This window comes from Psychrobacter sp. FDAARGOS_221, assembly GCF_002313155.2.
GTDB lineage: Bacteria > Pseudomonadota > Gammaproteobacteria > Pseudomonadales > Moraxellaceae > Psychrobacter.
Genome location: NZ_NWFK02000001.1, coordinates 1,815,500 through 1,833,051, shown reverse-complemented (window position 1 = coordinate 1,833,051; position 17,552 = coordinate 1,815,500). Strand labels below are relative to the sequence as shown.

Annotated in this window: 16 protein-coding genes; 14 read left to right on the top strand and 2 right to left on the bottom strand. The window is 41.0% G+C overall.

The features are described from left to right. The first annotated feature begins 1,134 nt into the window (after nucleotides 1–1,134). From rpmH to A6J60_RS07620, 11 genes are all read left to right on the top strand, one after another. Nucleotides 1,135–1,269: a 50S ribosomal protein L34 gene (rpmH, locus tag A6J60_RS07670; RefSeq protein ID WP_007394757.1), complete on the top strand. Its 135-nt coding sequence runs from the start codon at nucleotides 1,135–1,137 to the stop codon at nucleotides 1,267–1,269. 215 nt (nucleotides 1,270–1,484) lie between these two features. After that, nucleotides 1,485–1,886, top strand: a complete 402-nt coding sequence (gene rnpA, locus A6J60_RS07665; protein WP_096065462.1) for a ribonuclease P protein component — start codon at nucleotides 1,485–1,487, stop codon at nucleotides 1,884–1,886. Beyond that, the gene (yidD, locus tag A6J60_RS07660) at nucleotides 1,879–2,343 is read left to right on the top strand and encodes a membrane protein insertion efficiency factor YidD (protein ID WP_096065461.1); all 465 of its coding nucleotides are present in this window, start codon (nucleotides 1,879–1,881) and stop codon (nucleotides 2,341–2,343) included. The genes rnpA and yidD overlap by 8 nt, the downstream gene beginning before the upstream one ends. Before the next feature lie 543 nt (nucleotides 2,344–2,886). After that, nucleotides 2,887–4,605, top strand: coding sequence for a membrane protein insertase YidC (gene yidC / locus A6J60_RS07655; protein ID WP_096065460.1), 1,719 nt, complete (start codon nucleotides 2,887–2,889; stop codon nucleotides 4,603–4,605). Between the two features lie 231 nt (nucleotides 4,606–4,836). After that, the gene (gene mnmE, locus A6J60_RS07650) at nucleotides 4,837–6,228 is read left to right on the top strand and encodes a tRNA uridine-5-carboxymethylaminomethyl(34) synthesis GTPase MnmE (protein WP_096065459.1); all 1,392 of its coding nucleotides are present in this window, start codon (nucleotides 4,837–4,839) and stop codon (nucleotides 6,226–6,228) included. Between the two features lie 229 nt (nucleotides 6,229–6,457). Further along, nucleotides 6,458–6,919, top strand: coding sequence for a transcriptional regulator NrdR (nrdR, locus tag A6J60_RS07645; RefSeq protein ID WP_096065458.1), 462 nt, complete (start codon nucleotides 6,458–6,460; stop codon nucleotides 6,917–6,919). 256 nt (nucleotides 6,920–7,175) lie between these two features. After that, the gene (gene ribD, locus A6J60_RS07640; RefSeq protein ID WP_096065457.1) at nucleotides 7,176–8,240 is read left to right on the top strand and encodes a bifunctional diaminohydroxyphosphoribosylaminopyrimidine deaminase/5-amino-6-(5-phosphoribosylamino)uracil reductase RibD; all 1,065 of its coding nucleotides are present in this window, start codon (nucleotides 7,176–7,178) and stop codon (nucleotides 8,238–8,240) included. A 660-nt stretch (nucleotides 8,241–8,900) separates the two neighbouring features. Next, the gene (locus tag A6J60_RS07635; RefSeq protein ID WP_096065456.1) at nucleotides 8,901–9,503 is read left to right on the top strand and encodes a riboflavin synthase; all 603 of its coding nucleotides are present in this window, start codon (nucleotides 8,901–8,903) and stop codon (nucleotides 9,501–9,503) included. A 66-nt stretch (nucleotides 9,504–9,569) separates the two neighbouring features. Next, nucleotides 9,570–10,634 carry a methionyl-tRNA formyltransferase gene (gene fmt, locus A6J60_RS07630; RefSeq protein WP_096065455.1) on the top strand — a complete coding sequence of 355 codons (1,065 nt, stop codon included), beginning with the start codon at nucleotides 9,570–9,572 and terminating at the stop codon, nucleotides 10,632–10,634. A 222-nt stretch (nucleotides 10,635–10,856) separates the two neighbouring features. Next, entirely contained in the window at nucleotides 10,857–12,437 is a 1,581-nt protein-coding gene (locus A6J60_RS07625) for a transcription antitermination factor NusB (protein ID WP_096065454.1), read from the top strand. A 104-nt stretch (nucleotides 12,438–12,541) separates the two neighbouring features. Next, entirely contained in the window at nucleotides 12,542–13,150 is a 609-nt protein-coding gene (locus tag A6J60_RS07620; protein ID WP_096065453.1) for a hypothetical protein, read from the top strand. A gap of 122 nt (nucleotides 13,151–13,272) precedes the next feature. On the opposite strand, the gene A6J60_RS07615 is transcribed toward A6J60_RS07620, so the two are convergent. Beyond that, nucleotides 13,273–13,560, bottom strand: a complete 288-nt coding sequence (locus A6J60_RS07615) for a polyhydroxyalkanoic acid system family protein (protein WP_096065452.1) — start codon at nucleotides 13,558–13,560, stop codon at nucleotides 13,273–13,275. 387 nt (nucleotides 13,561–13,947) lie between these two features. On the opposite strand from A6J60_RS07615, the gene A6J60_RS07610 reads away from it, so the two are divergent. The 3 genes from A6J60_RS07610 (at nucleotide 13,948) to A6J60_RS07595 (ending at nucleotide 16,481) form a co-directional block, all read left to right on the top strand. Then, nucleotides 13,948–14,301: a hypothetical protein gene (locus A6J60_RS07610; protein WP_127891439.1), complete on the top strand. Its 354-nt coding sequence runs from the start codon at nucleotides 13,948–13,950 to the stop codon at nucleotides 14,299–14,301. A 53-nt stretch (nucleotides 14,302–14,354) separates the two neighbouring features. Beyond that, nucleotides 14,355–15,520 (top strand): IS3 family transposase gene (locus tag A6J60_RS07605; protein WP_096064200.1). Its coding sequence is split into 2 segments (ribosomal slippage): nucleotides 14,355–14,613 and nucleotides 14,613–15,520, totalling 1,167 coding nucleotides; the frame shifts between segments, so codons are not numbered across the junction. A 310-nt stretch (nucleotides 15,521–15,830) separates the two neighbouring features. Then, on the top strand, nucleotides 15,831–16,481 hold the full coding sequence (locus A6J60_RS07595) for an IS1595 family transposase (RefSeq protein ID WP_096065449.1): 651 nt from the start codon (nucleotides 15,831–15,833) through the stop codon (nucleotides 16,479–16,481). Nucleotides 16,482–16,576: 95 nt separating this feature from the next. On the opposite strand, the gene A6J60_RS07590 is transcribed toward A6J60_RS07595, so the two are convergent. After that, nucleotides 16,577–17,509, bottom strand: a complete 933-nt coding sequence (locus A6J60_RS07590; RefSeq protein ID WP_127891438.1) for a hypothetical protein — start codon at nucleotides 17,507–17,509, stop codon at nucleotides 16,577–16,579. Nucleotides 17,510–17,552 lie beyond the last annotated feature (43 nt).

Below are 17,552 nucleotides of genomic sequence, written 5' to 3'. Positions count from 1 at the left end.
GATAATTTATTGATATTGTTGTGTTTTTTATGGTTATACACAGAAAACAAGGGTACTAATAATAACAAAAGAACTATTATATATATAGTTATAGGGGAAAGCGGTTTCTGTGGATAAGTTTTTTGAATATATGAAAATTCAGTTCGGTACAAACCTATGGAAAGCATGATGTTTGATACCAAATAGATTGGCTAGGAACAGATTTAGCAGTGAATAATTAACCAGTTATCAGCTTAATTACGAACTCGGTTTTTAACCACATATTTAATTAATGACAAAGATAATTAACCAGTAAATCTTAGTGGTCATTCAATACTGATAAACTCAATCAAAATGAAATGAACAAAGCTACAAAGTTAGTAAAATCTATAACAAGCTCATTTGAATGATTGGTTTAAAGCGGTTTGACTAAGTCAGAGTCGCTGGTGTGATTTGATCTGAAAACTCAGAGAGATAAGCGCTTAGACTTGATTGATTTGGGTATGATTAACTCGAGTAACAGGCTTGTTTTAGGTTAAAAACTAAGGGTATTATGGTCATAAATGGGTCAAAGATAAATCGCTGTTTATAGAAAAATAGCCAAACTTAAGAACAATAACTGGATTGAAACAGAGTTTTGATTAAGCGGCAAACCACAGAACTTATTTTTAGATAATTCATTCTCGATAGAAAAATGAGTGCTATAAACCAAGCTTAGCTTAGTCGCAAGATCGAAGACCCCAATGTATTCAAAAAAGTTATCAATCAATAAAAATGCCAATAGTCGATAGGTTAGATATATTTAACAATCATCAGGTAGTTCCGGATTCAAAATATGAGAAATAAACCATTTATTTTTATTTAGTTTATCTAATTAATGACCTGATTTTGAATATATAAGAAAACCTAAGTGTTAAGTTGTTTTAATCAGTGAGGCATGTAGTAAGCTCAGTTATCTAAAGTAAACGCTGGTATCAGTGAGTCGAATAGGGCGGTTAAGCCAATATAATACGGGTCGTTGGCGCTGGTTGTTGGCAGTGTCAAAATTATTGACATAAATATTTATTTATGGCATAATCGCTTGCTACTACAAATTCTTAGTAAACTGTATTTATTTAAAATTTACATTCTTTTCTTTGCTGTCAAAGGTGATTTATGAAACGTACATTCCAGCCAAGCGTTATCAAACGCAAGCGCACCCACGGTTTCCGTGCTCGTATGGCAACTAAAAAAGGCCGTCAAGTTTTAGCGCGCCGTCGTGCAAAAGGTCGTCATCGTTTAACTGTATAGTTTATAGCGTGTCTACTTTGATGATAAGACACACCTATACTAACCGATGCTAGCATCTGCATAGACAAATTGATTTTTATATTATATTAAAAGCACCTAGTTATTAGGTGCTTTTTTTGCTTATAGCACCCAAAAATCAAAATTGATCACTTCTTTGCTATATATTCTATCTTTCACAGACCGATTCTTCTCGTTACTTATTGCGTTGACCTACCATGACTGATTATTGTTATCCCAAAACAAAGCGATTGTTAAAGCCAGCAGAGTTTAAGCAGGTATTTAACCAGCCTCTATTAAAAGTGCATCAAATTCACTTTATGGCCTTTGCTTATCCTTCTGATCGCACTCAGGCAAGATTAGGGATGGCGATTACCAAAAAGAAGATATCGACAGCGGTTGCTAGGAATCGAGTCAAGCGCATCATACGTGAGCAGTTTCGACACAGTCATGCACAGCTGCCAGCGTTAGACCTGGTATTTATTGTCAAAAAGTCGCCTAAAGCATTGACTAATGCCCAGCTGCAGCAAGAAATACAAGATTTATTAGGCAAAATTAAGCACAAACATAAGGTGCTGCAGCAAAAACAAAGTCAGGACAGTCGTCAACAACATGGCTAGATTTACATCTATGATGGCTCGTATATTGCTGTTAATCATCAAGGGCTATCAAAACTTTATAAGTCCTGTGTTGCCTGCAAGATGCCGTTATTATCCAACCTGTTCAGAATATGGTAAGCAGGCGATACAGTGGCATGGAGCGGGTAGGGGCGGCCTGTTAACCCTAAAGCGTGTTTGTCGCTGTCATCCATTAGGCGGTCACGGTATCGACTTTGTGCCTTTACCTTTATACCGCTACCTGTTTTATCCCATCAATAATGACCTGCTACATCCTTATCATTTAGCGTCTAACCGCTCGAACCTATCCAAATCTTCTCCCGCTCATCAACCAAAAACCGATATCAATAGCAATCTAAGTTTTGTTTCACGTGAAACAAAAATTGTTGAACGTGGTGTTTATAAAGACAGCAGCAGTTATCGAGCACGGTTAAATGCTCAGATCAGGCAGTCTCGTTAGTCTTACACTCTACAATATTTATTATCACTTGCAGCGAGTATTAGCGTAACTGCGATAGGTCAGTGTAGGCGAGATTAGTTTAGGTTGGAGTAGGTTAGGTTGGAGTAGGTTAGGGTAATTGCTAATGAATGGTCAGTTGATTATTTGTGTGCAGAGGTTCTGTTCAGTTGATTACTTATGTATGGGGTATGGGCGAGTGTTTGCTTCCAATTAAACCAACCGTCAACTCAATGACACCTTAGTGTGATTTAATACAGAATTTAGAGCAGGGTATGAATGCAAATCGGTCCTGTTTTGGCTTAAAAATAGATTCTATATCATTTACCATGGTTTTTTAGTAAAATAGTCACCATTTTGTAAACGTTTTTACTGATAGTAAACCTATCAGTGAGGTATCTGTGTTGCCTTTTTGAGGCATAAATACAGACAGCAGTCTTCGCTTTATCACAGGCTGCATCCACAACGTTTGCCTTGTTTTCGTTTTAATTTAAGTTTTTTTATAACCTTTTAGAACATTCATTTTGAGTTGTTTAGGACAATCTTATGCAAAAGATACTACGGGTGCTCATCATCATTGCGATGCTGATTACCGCTTACTTGCTGGTGCTAGCGTGGCAAAAAGACTATGCCAACGCCCCAGCACCATCAGCAGACGCAGTAACCCCTTCTGTATCCACTTCTACTGGTTCAGACATCCCAACTAGCACAGGTGTTAGTGACAGCGATATTCCTGTAGCGACCGTTTCAGACCAACCTAATACCCAAGGTGTGTCTGAGATGAGTCAAGCACAGTCTGGGGAACTTATTGACGTCACCACAGACCGCTATCATGTCAAAATTGACCCTCAAGGCGGTAACGTGGTTTACGCAGCATTGCGTGACTATGACGCGACGTTGGATAGTGAGCAGCCGTTTGTCTTATTAGAAAACTCATCTGAGCGTGTCTATATTGCTCAATCTGGTCTGATTGATACCAATAACAATGGTGATGGTATCGATAAACCACAAAGCCCAGCTAACTATAGCTACCAATCAAGCAGCTATAGCATGCAGGACGGTCAAGAAACACTAGAAGTGCCTTTAGTGTATAGACAAGACGGTCTACGCGTGACTAAGACCTTTACCTTTACGCGCGGTAAGTATCCGATCTCAGTCAACTACAATGTGAATAACACCACAGGTAAGGACTGGAACGGTACCTTATTTGCACAGTTAAAGCGTGATAGCAGCAAAGACCCAGGTATGGGCGGTAAAGGTGCACTAAGCATGGCGACCTACCTAGGCGGTGCTTGGGGTACGCCTGACGATGAATACAATAAGCTGAAGTTTAAAAACTTTAACGATGATGAACTTAATGCCAGCAGCAATAATGGCTGGGTTGGTATCGTTCAGCATTACTTCGTGTCTGCTTGGACACCAGAGAACTTTACCGGTAAATTCTTTAGTCGTGAAACCGCTAACGGTGACTACATCATCGGTATGTTAAGTCAGCCAATTATGGTACCTGCTGACAAACAAGCCAACGTGACGGCAACCTTATATGCCGGTCCAAAAGTTCAAAAAGAATTGGGCGGATTTGCACCAGGCTTTGAAAAGACAGTTGACTATGGTTGGGCATGGCCAATTTCTAAGTTCTTATTCTTAATCCTATCAACCATCCACAGCGTGGTAGGTAACTGGGGTTGGGCAATCATTGGACTAACGCTTTCTGTGAAACTGGCGCTAATGTGGATCTCTCACAAAAGCTACTATTCAATGGCAAAAATGCGTGCCCTTGCACCGCGTTTGGCAGCGTTGAAAGAAGAGCATGGCGACGACCGCATGAAGATGTCTCAAGAGATGATGGCCATCTATAAAGAAGAGAAGGTCAACCCAATGGCAGGGTGTCTACCTATCTTACTACAAATGCCTATCTTCCTAGGCTTGTACTACATGTTGGTAGAAAGCGTTGAGTTACGTCATGCGCCATGGATCTTGTGGATTCAAGATTTATCTTCAATGGATCCTTGGTTCATCTTACCGATCTTGATGGGTGCCAGTATGTTTGCGCAGCAGTCATTTAGTCCGCAGCCTACAGACCCAATGCAAGCGAAAGTAATGAAGTTCTTACCTATTATTTTCACTTTATTCATGCTGTTCTTCCCAGCAGGTTTGGTACTATACTGGACCGTGAACAACTTATTCACCATGGGTCAGCAGTTCTTGGTTAACAAGCAAGTAGAAAAAGAACAGCGCGAGAAAGCGGCAAATATGGCCAGCTAAACGCTACTATCTAAATCGTATTGTATTAAAAAGCGCCTATATGGATTCATATAGGCGCTTTTGTTTAGCGAGTAATAAATAGCCATTATCGGCAAAGCTGAGGTCTAATCTATTATTCTATGATTGAATATTGCACGGCTAGCACCTACTATAGACCCATCAAGGCAATGTTTGTTGAGACCATTGCAGTATTCAAATAATGCACTATCCATATAAATTGAGCCAATACTTATGACACAGACAAAAACAATCGCGGCGATAGCCACGCCTTTGGGCAGAGGCGGTGTGGGTATAATTCGTCTTTCTGGACCTAAGGCCGTTCAGATTGCCTGTCAGCTAACAGGAAAAGACAGCTTTACCCCAAGATTAGCCAGCTTTTGCCGCTTTTATGATGCCAATGACAATGTGCTTGATGAAGGCTTGGTGCTGTACTTTAAAGCGCCTCATTCTTTTACTGGCGAGGACGTCATTGAGCTACAAGGCCATGGCGGTATGATATTACAAAACCAACTGCTCGCTCGGGTATTTGAGCTCGGTGCGCATCAGGCACAAGCAGGGGAGTTTTCTTATCGTGCATTTGATAATGATAAGCTTGATTTGCTACAAGCTGAGGCCATTGCTGATGCGATCGATGCGACCAGTGCCGCCGCTGCTAGTAGTGCTATTCGCTCGTTGACAGGCGCTTTTTCTAATAAGATTAATGAGCTATTAGAAGCGCTTATTGAGCTAAGACTGTACGTAGAAGCCTCGATTGATTTCCCCGATGAGGAGGATGTGGACTTCTTATCTGATGGAGTCATTGAGGGCAAGCTTACCGCTATTCAGGATAAATTAAACACCATCATGGCCACTGCTCAACAAGGGCAACTGCTGCGTGATGGGGTGCATGTGGTACTAGCAGGGCGACCTAATGCAGGCAAATCTAGCCTATTAAACAGCCTAGCAGGGCAAGAGCGCGCTATTGTCACTGATGTGGCAGGTACCACTCGTGATACCTTACAAGAGACCATTGTGCTCAATGGTTTAACCATTCATTTGACCGATACCGCAGGTCTTCGCGATACCACAGATGCGGTCGAGCGTATCGGTATTGAGCGTGCACGTAGCGCTATCAATCAAGCTGATTTGCTGCTTTTGGTGTATGATTTGTCGCAGCAAGAAGACCCTATTGCTTTGGCGTCGGAGCTTTTTGGTAACAGTGAGTCCGGTACACCGAACTTTGATAGTAGTAAGCTGTTATTGATTGGTAATAAGCGTGATCTGCTTGAGCAAGATGTGCAACAACATCTAGCGAATATTGAAACCGTAACTGGCTATGATCAGGTGAATGTTTCATGTGAAACATCAGCAGGTATTGAGCAATTAATTGCCACGTTATGCGATAAAGTTGGCTTCCATCCGCCTGAGAATAGCTTAATTGCACGTACACGCCATATTGATGCGCTCAGACGCACTCAGCAGCATTTAAACGATGCTCACGAGCAGTTAGTGCATTATCAGGCAGGTGAATTGGTTGCCGAAAGCCTGCGCCAAGGTCAGCACAGTTTGGGTGAGATTACCGGTGAGTTTAGCGCTGATGATTTATTAGGCCGTATTTTTGGTAGCTTTTGTATAGGTAAGTAACAGCCGTAAGCAGTGTTATAGTCAGCGAACGACTAAACGGTTACAGTGTTAACCTCGCTAAGCCTACATTTGTAGTACTTGCGCTCGGTTGCCTTGTAACCATTTTAGATTTCTTTGACTATAGTAGTATTCACCTAGATTACATTAGCTTAAAGCCTAAACTGTATTGCCCTAACATTAACGTTAGGGCGCGCCAAATAATTGATTAAATACAAGTAGAGAATAATCTATGCAGTGTCCTTATTGTAATGCCGATGATACCAAGGTTATCGACTCACGCTTAGCCGCTGAAGGGGCACAAGTGCGTCGTCGTCGCCAATGTAACCAGTGCCAAGAGCGTTTTACGACCTTTGAGGTTGTGGAGGTCGTGATGCCTCGTATCATCAAATCTAATGGCCGTATTGAGCCTTATGATTCACAAAAACTGCGCCGCTCCATTCAGTTACCGCTACAAAAAAGACCGGTCACGCTCGATGAGCAAGAGGCAATGATCAGCCGTATTGAAAAGCGTATCCGTCAGCTTGGTGAGCGTGAGATCAGTAGCAAAGACTTGGGTGAAGTGGTGATGAGTGAGCTTAAAGAGCTTGATGACGTGGCTTATGTGCGCTTTGCCAGTGTCTATCGTGATTTTCAAGATATCGAAGCATTTCGCCAAGAGCTACAAAATATTCGTCCGGCTGATGAGCAGTAAAATATTGTCTTCAGCATGCTTATTCTATAGTCAAACAAGTCTAAAGTGGTTACAAGGCAGTCGAGCGCAAGTACGACAAATGTAGGTTTAGCGAGGTTAATACAGTAACTATTTAGTCATTCGCTGACTATATCACTTAAAACACAATCACTCAAAAAACAATCACTTAAAACATAATCACTCAAAATACAATCATTCAAAACACATCAAATAACGCATCCATTCCAAGTCCATATCTGCTAAAGCGAGCCCAATAATGACAGCAAATGAGCAAACAGCGACAGACAACTATTACATGATGTTGGCCATCGAAGAGGCCAAAAAAGGCATTTATCGTACCCGTCCCAACCCAGCTGTTGGCTGTGTTATTGTTAATAATGGCTTAATAGTAGGGGCGGGGTTTCACCCTAAGGCAGGGGAGCCTCATGCAGAGGTTTTTGCGTTAAGACAAGCTAAACAATCAGCCAAAGGCGCAACCGCTTATGTCACTCTTGAGCCTTGTAGTCATACTGGTAAAACACCGCCGTGTGCACGCGCATTAATAGAATCTGGCATCAGTCGTGTGGTCATTGCAGGACTAGACCCAAACCCACAAGTGGCTGGACGTGGTGTGACGATGCTGAAAGAGGCTGGTATAGCGGTAACGGTTGGTATAGGTAGTAGCCAAGCCGAGCAGTTAAATCTAGGCTTTTTAAAAGCCATGCGGACTCAGATGCCTTATGTACGATTAAAGATAGCGACTAGTCTTGATGGACGTACCGCCATGGCCTCAGGAGAGTCCAAGTGGATTACTGGTCCTGCTGCGCGTGAAGATGTGCAGAAGCTGCGGGCGCTTAGTGGGGCGATTATTACCGGCAGTCAAACAGTTATTGATGATAATCCAAGCCTTAATGTGCGTTCCACTCAACTGGGTGTGGATGTCGAACAGGTTCCTCAACCGAAAGTAGTGGTATTAGATAGGAGAGGCAGGTTACAAGGCGCAGATTATCAAGTATTACAGCGTCAAGATACGTTGATTTGGTCTCAATCTGACTTAACCCAGTTATTGCAAACATTGGTAAGCGAATATCAGATATATGATGTGTTGGTAGAAGCAGGCTCTGAGGTAGCAGGTAGTTTTGTTGAAGCGGGACGGGTTGATGAGCTTGTTGTTTATCAAGCGCCCTGTGTGTTAGGTGATAAAGCCAAACCCATGTTAACGATTGCTATGGATCATTTAGCGGCACAGCGACGCTTTGACTTACTCTCTGCAACACCTATCGGTGAAGATTTAAAGCTGATTTATCGACCCTATTCAGAGCGCTTATTGACAAATAAATAGTGAAGTTAATAGTGAATTTATTACAGCAGTTAGTACGGCTAACAGTGGTGCCAGTGTTGGGATAACGTACTTATCGTTATTGTTTAAAAAATAGTTATCCACAGTGCGTAAAATTAAAGTGTTATTTTTAAACTTAAAATGGGACGTTCCACATGGAACTGTGGATTATTTAAGTTTCATGTGGAACCTAAATTGATAAACCTAGCTCTAAACCCCTTGTATATAAAGGTTTCACGTGAAACTGCAATTGATGTTAATAAATACCCACAGTTTTCAACACCCTGTGGATAACTATCTTTAGCAACCCTTGTATTACATAGGCTTATTGCTTTTATAAAAAGTTATCCACAGGGTGTTAGTGTTGTAAATAGTGCTAAATTTGCCAGTAACAGCTGTGTTTCATGTTCATTTTTAAGCACAATGAAGCGGTGACAGTTGGTCATCAAGTTGGTTTTAGTTTTGCCTTTAGCTTTCATATTTGAGGTTTCATGTTTGAGGTTTCATGTTTCAGGGTTTTAAGGTTTTATTATTTAAGCATTTGAGTTTTAGACAGTTGGCACTCATTTATTAATACACTAACCATTAATACATCATCAAATAGACAGATAAACAGATAAACAGATAAACAGTTAAACCATTCATTAAATAATAGGAGTCATTATGTTTACCGGTATTATTGAAAGTACAGGTACTTTACGTGCCACTGAGGAAGTGGACGGTGATGTGCGTTTGATCATTGAGTCTGACAATTTAGGCTTTGACGATGTCAAACTAGGAGATTCAATCGCCAGTAACGGTATTTGCTTAACCGTGGTCGCTATGGATGATAATAGCTACTCAGTCGATGTTTCACGTGAAACTTTGGCGAAAACCACGATGAAGCACTGGCAACCAGGCGATACGCTTAACCTAGAAAAAGCAATGCTACCAACAACCCGTTTTGGTGGACATATGGTGTCAGGCCATGTGGATGATGTGGGTGTCATTAAAGTGATGCGTGAAGATGCGCGTTCTATTTATATCGAAATAGCCATTCCTGATGCGCTGAAAAAATATGCAGCCACTAAGGGTTCTATCACTGTCGATGGTATTAGTCTCACCACTAACTTGGTGAAAGATAATATTGTGTGCCTGAACATTATTCCGCATACCGCTGAAGTGACCAATATTGGTCGTCACTGGAAAGTAGGCGGTGAGGTGAATATCGAAGTGGATCTGATTGCTCGTTATCTTGAGCGCTTAAACAGTGCCGAAGCAGAGTAGGGGTAAGTTTACAACCTCTGTTTCATAAGCATTAAAGATAATATCAATCATAAAAGGCACTGAACAATGACACATACTGATAATAACAATCCTAGCCAAAGCCAAAAACAGCGGGTTATTTTTGCAGGAACCCCTGAATTTGCAGCGATTAGCTTGCAAGCGTTAATTGAGCAGCAACAGGCGCTTAATATAGACATTGTGGCGGTATATACTCAGCCAGACCGTAAGGCAGGGCGTGGTCAAAAACTCACCGCATCTCCTGTGAAACAGCTAGCGCTTGAGCATAATATCCCTGTTGAGCAGCCATTGACCTTCAAAAAGTCAGTTGAGGAAGGACAGGCAGCGCGTGAAACATTAGCGGGCTATCAGCCTGATGTGATGGTCGTCGCTGCCTATGGTCTGATATTGCCATTGGGCGTGTTAAATACGCCAACCCATGGCTGTTTGAATATTCATGCCTCTTTGCTGCCACGTTGGCGTGGTGCGGCGCCGATTCATCGTGCACTGTTGGCTGGCGATGAGCAAACCGGTATTACTATCATGCAGATGGATAAGGGCTTGGATACCGGCGATATGCTATATAAGGTAGCGTATGATATTGCGGCTGATGAGACCACTGCCAGTTTGCATGACAAGATGGCTGATCTTGGCGCTGAAGCGATCGTTACTGTATTAAAAGACTTACCGCGTTATCAGGCGCAAGCTGAAAAGCAAGATGATAGTCTGGCCAATTATGCAGAAAAGCTGAGTAAATCTGAGGGCGAAATCGATTGGTCACAGCCTGCACAGCTGATTGAGCGTCAAATACGCGGTATGCATCCTTATCCGGGTGCTTATACCTTTTTGGCAGATACAGAAGGTAAGGGTGAGCCGAAGCGTGTGAAAGTGTTGGCAGCAATGCCTGTTAATCCCTCTCAAACAACAGCCGTTGCCCCGGGTACAGTGATTAGTGTCGGTAAAAATGCTATCTTAGTGGCCTGCGGTAAGTCAGAAACAGAGGCTGATGCGGCTGGCACAACACTGCGTCTGACTAAGCTACAGTTTGCTGGCAGTAAGCCTGTCACCGCTGAGCAAGTGTGTCATGGCAGTCAACTTGATGATGGCGATCAGTTTGTGCCACAAAGTCAGTAGTTTGTATTAAATTCTCTGCAAAGTCCCCTTTTATTCAAAGGGGGCGTTTGGTCTCTATTTTTATTTGTTTAAACTGATATTTTTTTAAACTGAGGTTTTAAAAATATCCTCTAAAATGACAGGTCATAGTTAACCTTCAGCTGTAAACATCAAACCAGTATCTATTCAACTTATAATCCAGTCAATTATTTAACCCAATCAATTATCCAAATTAGGCATTCCATGAGCAGTAAACCAAACCCTATCCCGCAACATAAAAAAAACGTCCGTGTCGCGGTGATTAATACCTTGATATCAATACAACAAGGACAGTCATTAAGCAGTCTTCTCGATCCGTTATTAAACGGCATTAATGGCGATGACAAAGGCTTTGCCCATGCCTTATTGCTGACAACTTTACGTCACTGGCATGCGACAGCACGCTTGGTGGACAGCTTAGCGGACAATCCGATTGATGAGATTGAGGTACGTACGACCATTCAATTAGGTATTACACAGTTGCTGTATTTGAATGTGGCTGACCATGCTGCGATTCATGAAACGGTCGAAGCGGTGAAACATATCGACTTTGCGCGTGCCTCAGGTCTAGTCAATGCGGTACTGCGTAAAGTGGCGAAAAATCCGAATAAATTCCGTAAAAAAGCCAATAAAAATCACAGTCTGCCAAATTGGTTGGCACAGCAGTTAAAAGCAGATTGGCGTGAGCACTATGATGAGCTGACTCAAAGTCTGCGTCAGTCGGCGCCGATGTTTTTGCGGGCAAATAGCCTGCAAACCGACAGTGAGCGCTATATCTACCAGCTGGCAGAAGAGGAAGTTTCAGCAGAGTTGGTATCACTAGACACGGCCATTAAATTGGAAGGTATTGGAAATAGTATTGAAATTAAACAGCATGCGATTGAGCTGATTGATAGCGTACCTGTTAGTCGTCTGCCTGAGTTTGAAGAGGGTATTGTCAGTGTACAAGATGCGCATGCACAGCTGGCTGCCCCTATTATTGATGCGCTACTGCAAAAGGCAGTTAGTGCTAATCCAGAACAGAACATACGTTTGCTTGACGCTTGTGCTGCACCAGGCGGCAAACTGGCGCATTGGCTTGAACTATTGGGTTTGCAAGAGTCTAATCAAACCGGATTGTTTCACGTGAAACAGCAAGATTCTAATGACAGCATGACTAAAGTTGATATGCTCGCCATTGATAATGAACCCAACCGCATCACCCGCATCTTTGAAAACTTGGAGCGTTTGCAACTGCCAAAGCCTATCGTCAATAGTAAGCTGCATTTGGAAATCGAATGTGTCGATGCGACCACTTGGCAAGTCAAACAGGCGAGTGATGTGTCGGCTGGTTTTGATGCAATACTGCTCGATGCGCCTTGTACGGCGACCGGTGTTATCCGTCGTCATCCAGATATTACCTTGCTGCGTACTGAAGAAGATGTGCAGCATACCGCACAACTTCAAGAGCAAATCTTGGATAACTTGTGGCCACAATTAAAGGCGGGTGGTTATTTGTTATACGTCACTTGTTCAATATTAAAACAAGAAAACGTGGAACAGATGCAAGCCTTCCTAGAGCGTCATAAAGATGCCGTGGCTGTACCTTTTGATAATGAACACACCAATTGGGGTATCGAGCAAGAGGTCGGTCGTCAATGCTTGCCTGTTTATAAAATGAATAACGCATTAGAGCCGACAGGCATTGAAGATAATGGGCTGGAAGATGATGAGCAACAAAATACTGCTCAAGCACCGGCTGGCGGTGATGGGTTCTACTATGCAATCATTAGAAAACAAGGCTAAAAAACAAGATTAAAGAGTAACATTAGCAAACAAAGCAATGACTAAAAATCGTATTAAAAGCACTGTATTCGTCCAATAACTTATAACAAAATGAGGAGATAACAATGAAACATATCCTTTTAGCCGGTTCTTTATTGGCGTTAACAGCGTGTCAGAGTTCATATGTTGATTCTAATACACCTGCTCAGAACACTAGCACTCAAACAAATGCTAGCCAGTCACAGCAGGCACAATATGCGACGACGGTTAAATATAAACAGTTTTCTGCTGATGTAAGTAGTGTGTCTGATGGCATGGGCGGTTATGTGCTACGTATCCAGCCAATGGGCGAGAAGGCGATTGAAAAGAAAATCGATGCGCCAGTTATGAAGGCAGAAGCGGCTGACTTAAACCAAGACGGTTATCCTGAAGTTGTGGTGTTTACTCAAAGCGTCGGCAGTGGCTCGTATGGGGATGTGGTTGCCTATTCGAGCAACAATGGCAAGTCGTGGACTGAGGCTTCTTTCCCTGAGTTATCTGAGAAGCTAAGCCAAGGTTACATGGGGCATGACAGTTTTGCGATTAAGGGCAATCAATTGGTCAGAGAGTTTAAGCTATATTTAGATGGCGATACCAATGCTAATCCCACTGGCAAAACCCGTCAGATTACCTATCGTTTGGTAGATGGCGAAGCGTCACGCAAGTTTGTGGTGGATAGAGTGGCTGAGCTTTAAGTCACTTTCAACCTGAACAAATTAAATCGTTTTATAAAAAGTAAAAACCCAGTTCACTAATGAACTGGGTTTTTTATGGTATCAATAATAGCCAAAATACGGTCAATCCGCATAAAAGCAGGTTAGCCTAAATGCTTATTTAAACCTGATTCTAGCGCATCTTTAATCTTACCTTTTAATGGCTTAGCCAAAAAGCCTAAGGTCGCTTCAATGCGTATTTTATTGGCATCCAAAGTAGCTTTGCCATCGATGCCTTTACGACTGATTGTGACATTATCTTCATTCTCGCCTTCAACATAGTTGGCATCAATGCCGTATTTTTCTTTGGCACTTTCAAGCCATTTTTTAGCCTGTTCGCGAGCGGTGTTGAAGTCTAAGCTGTGTTGTTTTTCGATTTCGATATCTGCCATGGTGTTACCCTCTGTTATTGTTAATTATTAAACGATTTAGACTGATTATGATCTAATCATAAGTCAGACAGTGGCGTATTTATATCATTTAATTGTATGGCTAACAATTCAGTTATGTAGTGTGAGTGATAACTTTGGGTCGTAACACTTAGTCTAATAATCCCGGAAACTAAATTTGACTTAAGTTTTTAGAGCTATCGAATTAGCACCTAGGTTGTTAGCTTTATTCATTAATTTAAGCCTATAATCATATAGAAGTTACCAGTTAGCATAATAAAAAAATAATTACTAAGGGTTGCTATGCACGTTTACTTTTCAAAAAAAATGATAAGCTTTAACCTTCAATTCATTAATAAAGCTTTATTGGTATTAATAGTTATGAGCAGCATGTCAGTAGCATTCGCTGGTAATAGTGAAGCTAACTATGAGAAAGAGCTTTTAGAAAGTGAAGGCGGTCAGTTGGCAACTGAAATCATAGATAGGCTGAATACGTCTGTTTATCGTGCCAACAGTAATGAGCAAATGGTTAGTGCGTTTATTAAAAAATACTTCGATGAGTTGTATGTTGTTGAAGTGAAAATAGCAAATGAAATGGCGAAAGAAGAAAGTGATAGAGCACTAATGGATAACTATCTTGAGCAGAAGCGACAAATATTTAAACGCTACTGGTTACAAGATGATCCTCAAACCGTTTATTACTATTATCCGATAAGTTGGTCTGGTACACCTGAGCTATGCTGAAAAAACCGTAGACAAAAACTTGGTAAACTAAGGAAGACAAATAGGAGTTTACCATGACAAAGAAAGCTAAAAGATACAGTGAAGAATTTAAAGCAGAAGCAGTTAAAGCAATAGAGAATAATGGTGGCAATGTTAGTGCTACAGCTAGGCGGTTAGGGCTGCCAATGCAGACACTGGCTAACTGGCAACGAAAAGCCAATCAAGGCATGCTCAAGGGTACTAAGCAATACGATCCAGAGCTTGTTTCAGCCCTTGAAGAAATGAAGCGTTTAAAGCGTGAACTAAAAATAGCACAAGAAGAACGAGAGATACTAAAAAAGGCCACGGCGTACTTTGCGAAACACGGTCAGTAAGGTACGCCTTTATTGACCATCACAAATATGAATTTAGCATTACCAGCATGTGTAAAACCCTTGATATTAAACCATCAAGCTACTATGACTGGACCAAGCGTAATATCAGTGCTCAGCAAATACATCGTAACCGCTGTGAGCTGCTTGTAAAAGCTGCGCATAGTGAGACTAAAGAGCGATATGGTTATCAGCGTCTGCATGCACATTTAAGTGAGCATGGACATGAGATTAGCAAGTACATGGTGCGTAGTATCAAGGAAGAACATGACATCAAATGTAGACGTCATAAACGCTTTAAAGTGACAACGGACTCAGACCATAACAAGCGAGTCTATCCTAATTTTCTTAAACAACAGTTTGGCGTTAACCGTCCTAATTGTGCTTGGGTCAGTGATATAACCTATATTTGGACAGATGAGGGCTGGCTTTATTTAGCAGGCGTCAAAGACTTATATACCAAAGAATTGGTTGGCTACGCTATCGATAAACGCATGAAAGCAGATTTAGTCTGTAGAGCCTTAAATAAAGCAATCAAGGATAAACGACCTAGCCAAGGGCTTATTGTACATTCAGATAGAGGCAGCCAGTATTGCAGCGAAGATTATCGCAAAATGATCAGTAAATACGGTTTTAAAGGATCTATGAGTGCGAAAGGTAACTGTTATGACAATGCGCCAATAGAGAGCTTCTGGGGCGTTTTAAAGAATGAGCTGATATATCATCATAATTACAAAACTCGATTTGAAGCAATCAACAGTATCATAAAATATATCGAGTTAGATTACAATCAAGTCAGGATTCAGCAGAGTTTAGGTATGAGATCGCCAAGACAAGTTTGGATGGATTTCTATCGTCAAGCTGCCTGATCAAAATCTCCCAAGTTTAGGTGTACGGATTTGACGGCAGGGGTCAAGGCATTTCTCGTTTATAGAATTGTCCTGATTCATAAGGGGCGACCTCGTTTACGATAACAATATGTTCGCTTAGTATCTTATTTGACTCGATACCTTGAAAACGTATGCCTGATACTTTGGCGGTCTCGGTTTGCGTTGTAAGGTCGGTTTGATAGTGGACGTCTAAGATTAGGTAGATCAATGGCATTCCTTTAGATGAGTGTAATCTCAGTAATTAATCATGGGGCTGTCCTAGATAAGTAAAATTATTTAGGATAGAACTATGAGAAAGAGTAAACTAAGTTGGTACAAACAGACCAAACTAATCGAACTATTTGTTGCAGGCTCTACAGCCAGAACAGCAGCAAGCTTAGTCGGTGTTAACAAAACCACAGCCAGTTATTATTTTCATAGACTAAGACTGCTTATTTACGAGAATAGCCAAGAGCCTGGTCTATTCGAAGGTGAAATCGAAGTAGACGAGTCTTACTTTGGCGGAACCCGCAAAGGCAAACGAGGACGAGGTGCTGGTAGTAAAGTCCCCGTCTTTGGCCTATTAAAGCGTAATGGCAAGGTTTACGCCTGTATTATACCCAATGCTAAAGCAGATACCTTGATCCCAATCATAAGAGAAAAGGTGAAGCCTGATAGCATTGTTTACACTGACTCATTTAAAAGCTACAACGCATTAGATGTCAGTGAATTTACTCATTATCGTATCAACCACTCTAAAACCTTTGTTAATAATAAAAACCATATTAACGGCATAGAGAACTTCTGGAATCAAGCTAAACGGCATTTACGTAAGTTTAACGGTGTTCCAAAAGAGCATTTTCACCTCTATCTAAAGGAGTGTGAGTGGCGTTTTAATCACAGTGACCCAAAGTCGCAATTATTACAATTAAAACAATGGGTTAAACAGGGTTTGAACTAGTTATCTAGGACAGCCCCTTAATCATAAATAACATCGTCTATTTTTTAATCAGACAATACTCTTTTAACTAATACTAGACTGACCTTATTTTGAAGTTAGTAAGACCTTACTTTAAGGTTAGTAACAGTCGCTTTAATCGTTTCTATTGTTTCTAACGAACTCCCCCCCATAAGAATTATTTCTGTTAATGAACCAAGCACCTGCTTGTTATTAAAAATACTAAAATTTGCCAACCCATCTAGCCCATCTAAACCATCTATTAATAATTTTTTAACATCCTGAAAACTATCATTATTTGACCATATCTCAAATACCTCATTGATAATATTTTTATCGAATCCTAATATCGTAAATTCATCAAAAGTAAAAGTTTGATAACTATCGATCATCTTATATACATCAGGTAAAGGTATCGGACAACTTGTATAGGGTTTGTCTTGTAAAACGCTTTTAGTCGCAGAGAATTCTCCAATTTTTTTAGTAACTGGATTATATTTTATTCTAACTTCATCTACTTCTTCCATGTTTCGCCAATCCGTATAAGAAAAAAACACCTCATCTACTCTAAACCCATCATAACTATATGTTAATCCGGCAGGTTTATAAAGTAATTCAAAACTTACTGGCAAAAGACTGTCTGTATTCCAAGTTATATAGTTTCCAGAATAACGATCATCGTCGATATAGTTCTCATACAAACATTTCCCCTCTACAAAGTCATATACCATTCCCGCATATAATTTATCCTGATAACACAATCGTATATCATTCCAACAGCTTGGCATCTCGTTGTAGGGACAGTCTGGACTAAGTAAAGCTGACTGATCAACCTGCATTATTGAAGGCGGACTTTCTATACATGGAGAGATATATGGTTCAGTAATAACACCGTTATGAACGATAAAGGGCGCTATTTGACTGTCTTCTTTATCAAAAAAGATAACCCCTGTAAATGGCATACCTTGGTAATACCATTTATTATCTACTTGGGTTAGTAACGTTGATTTGAGTCTGAACATGTTATTCATAGTTGTCTTTTTGCTGTTTTTTAATAGAGTTGTTAATGACGCA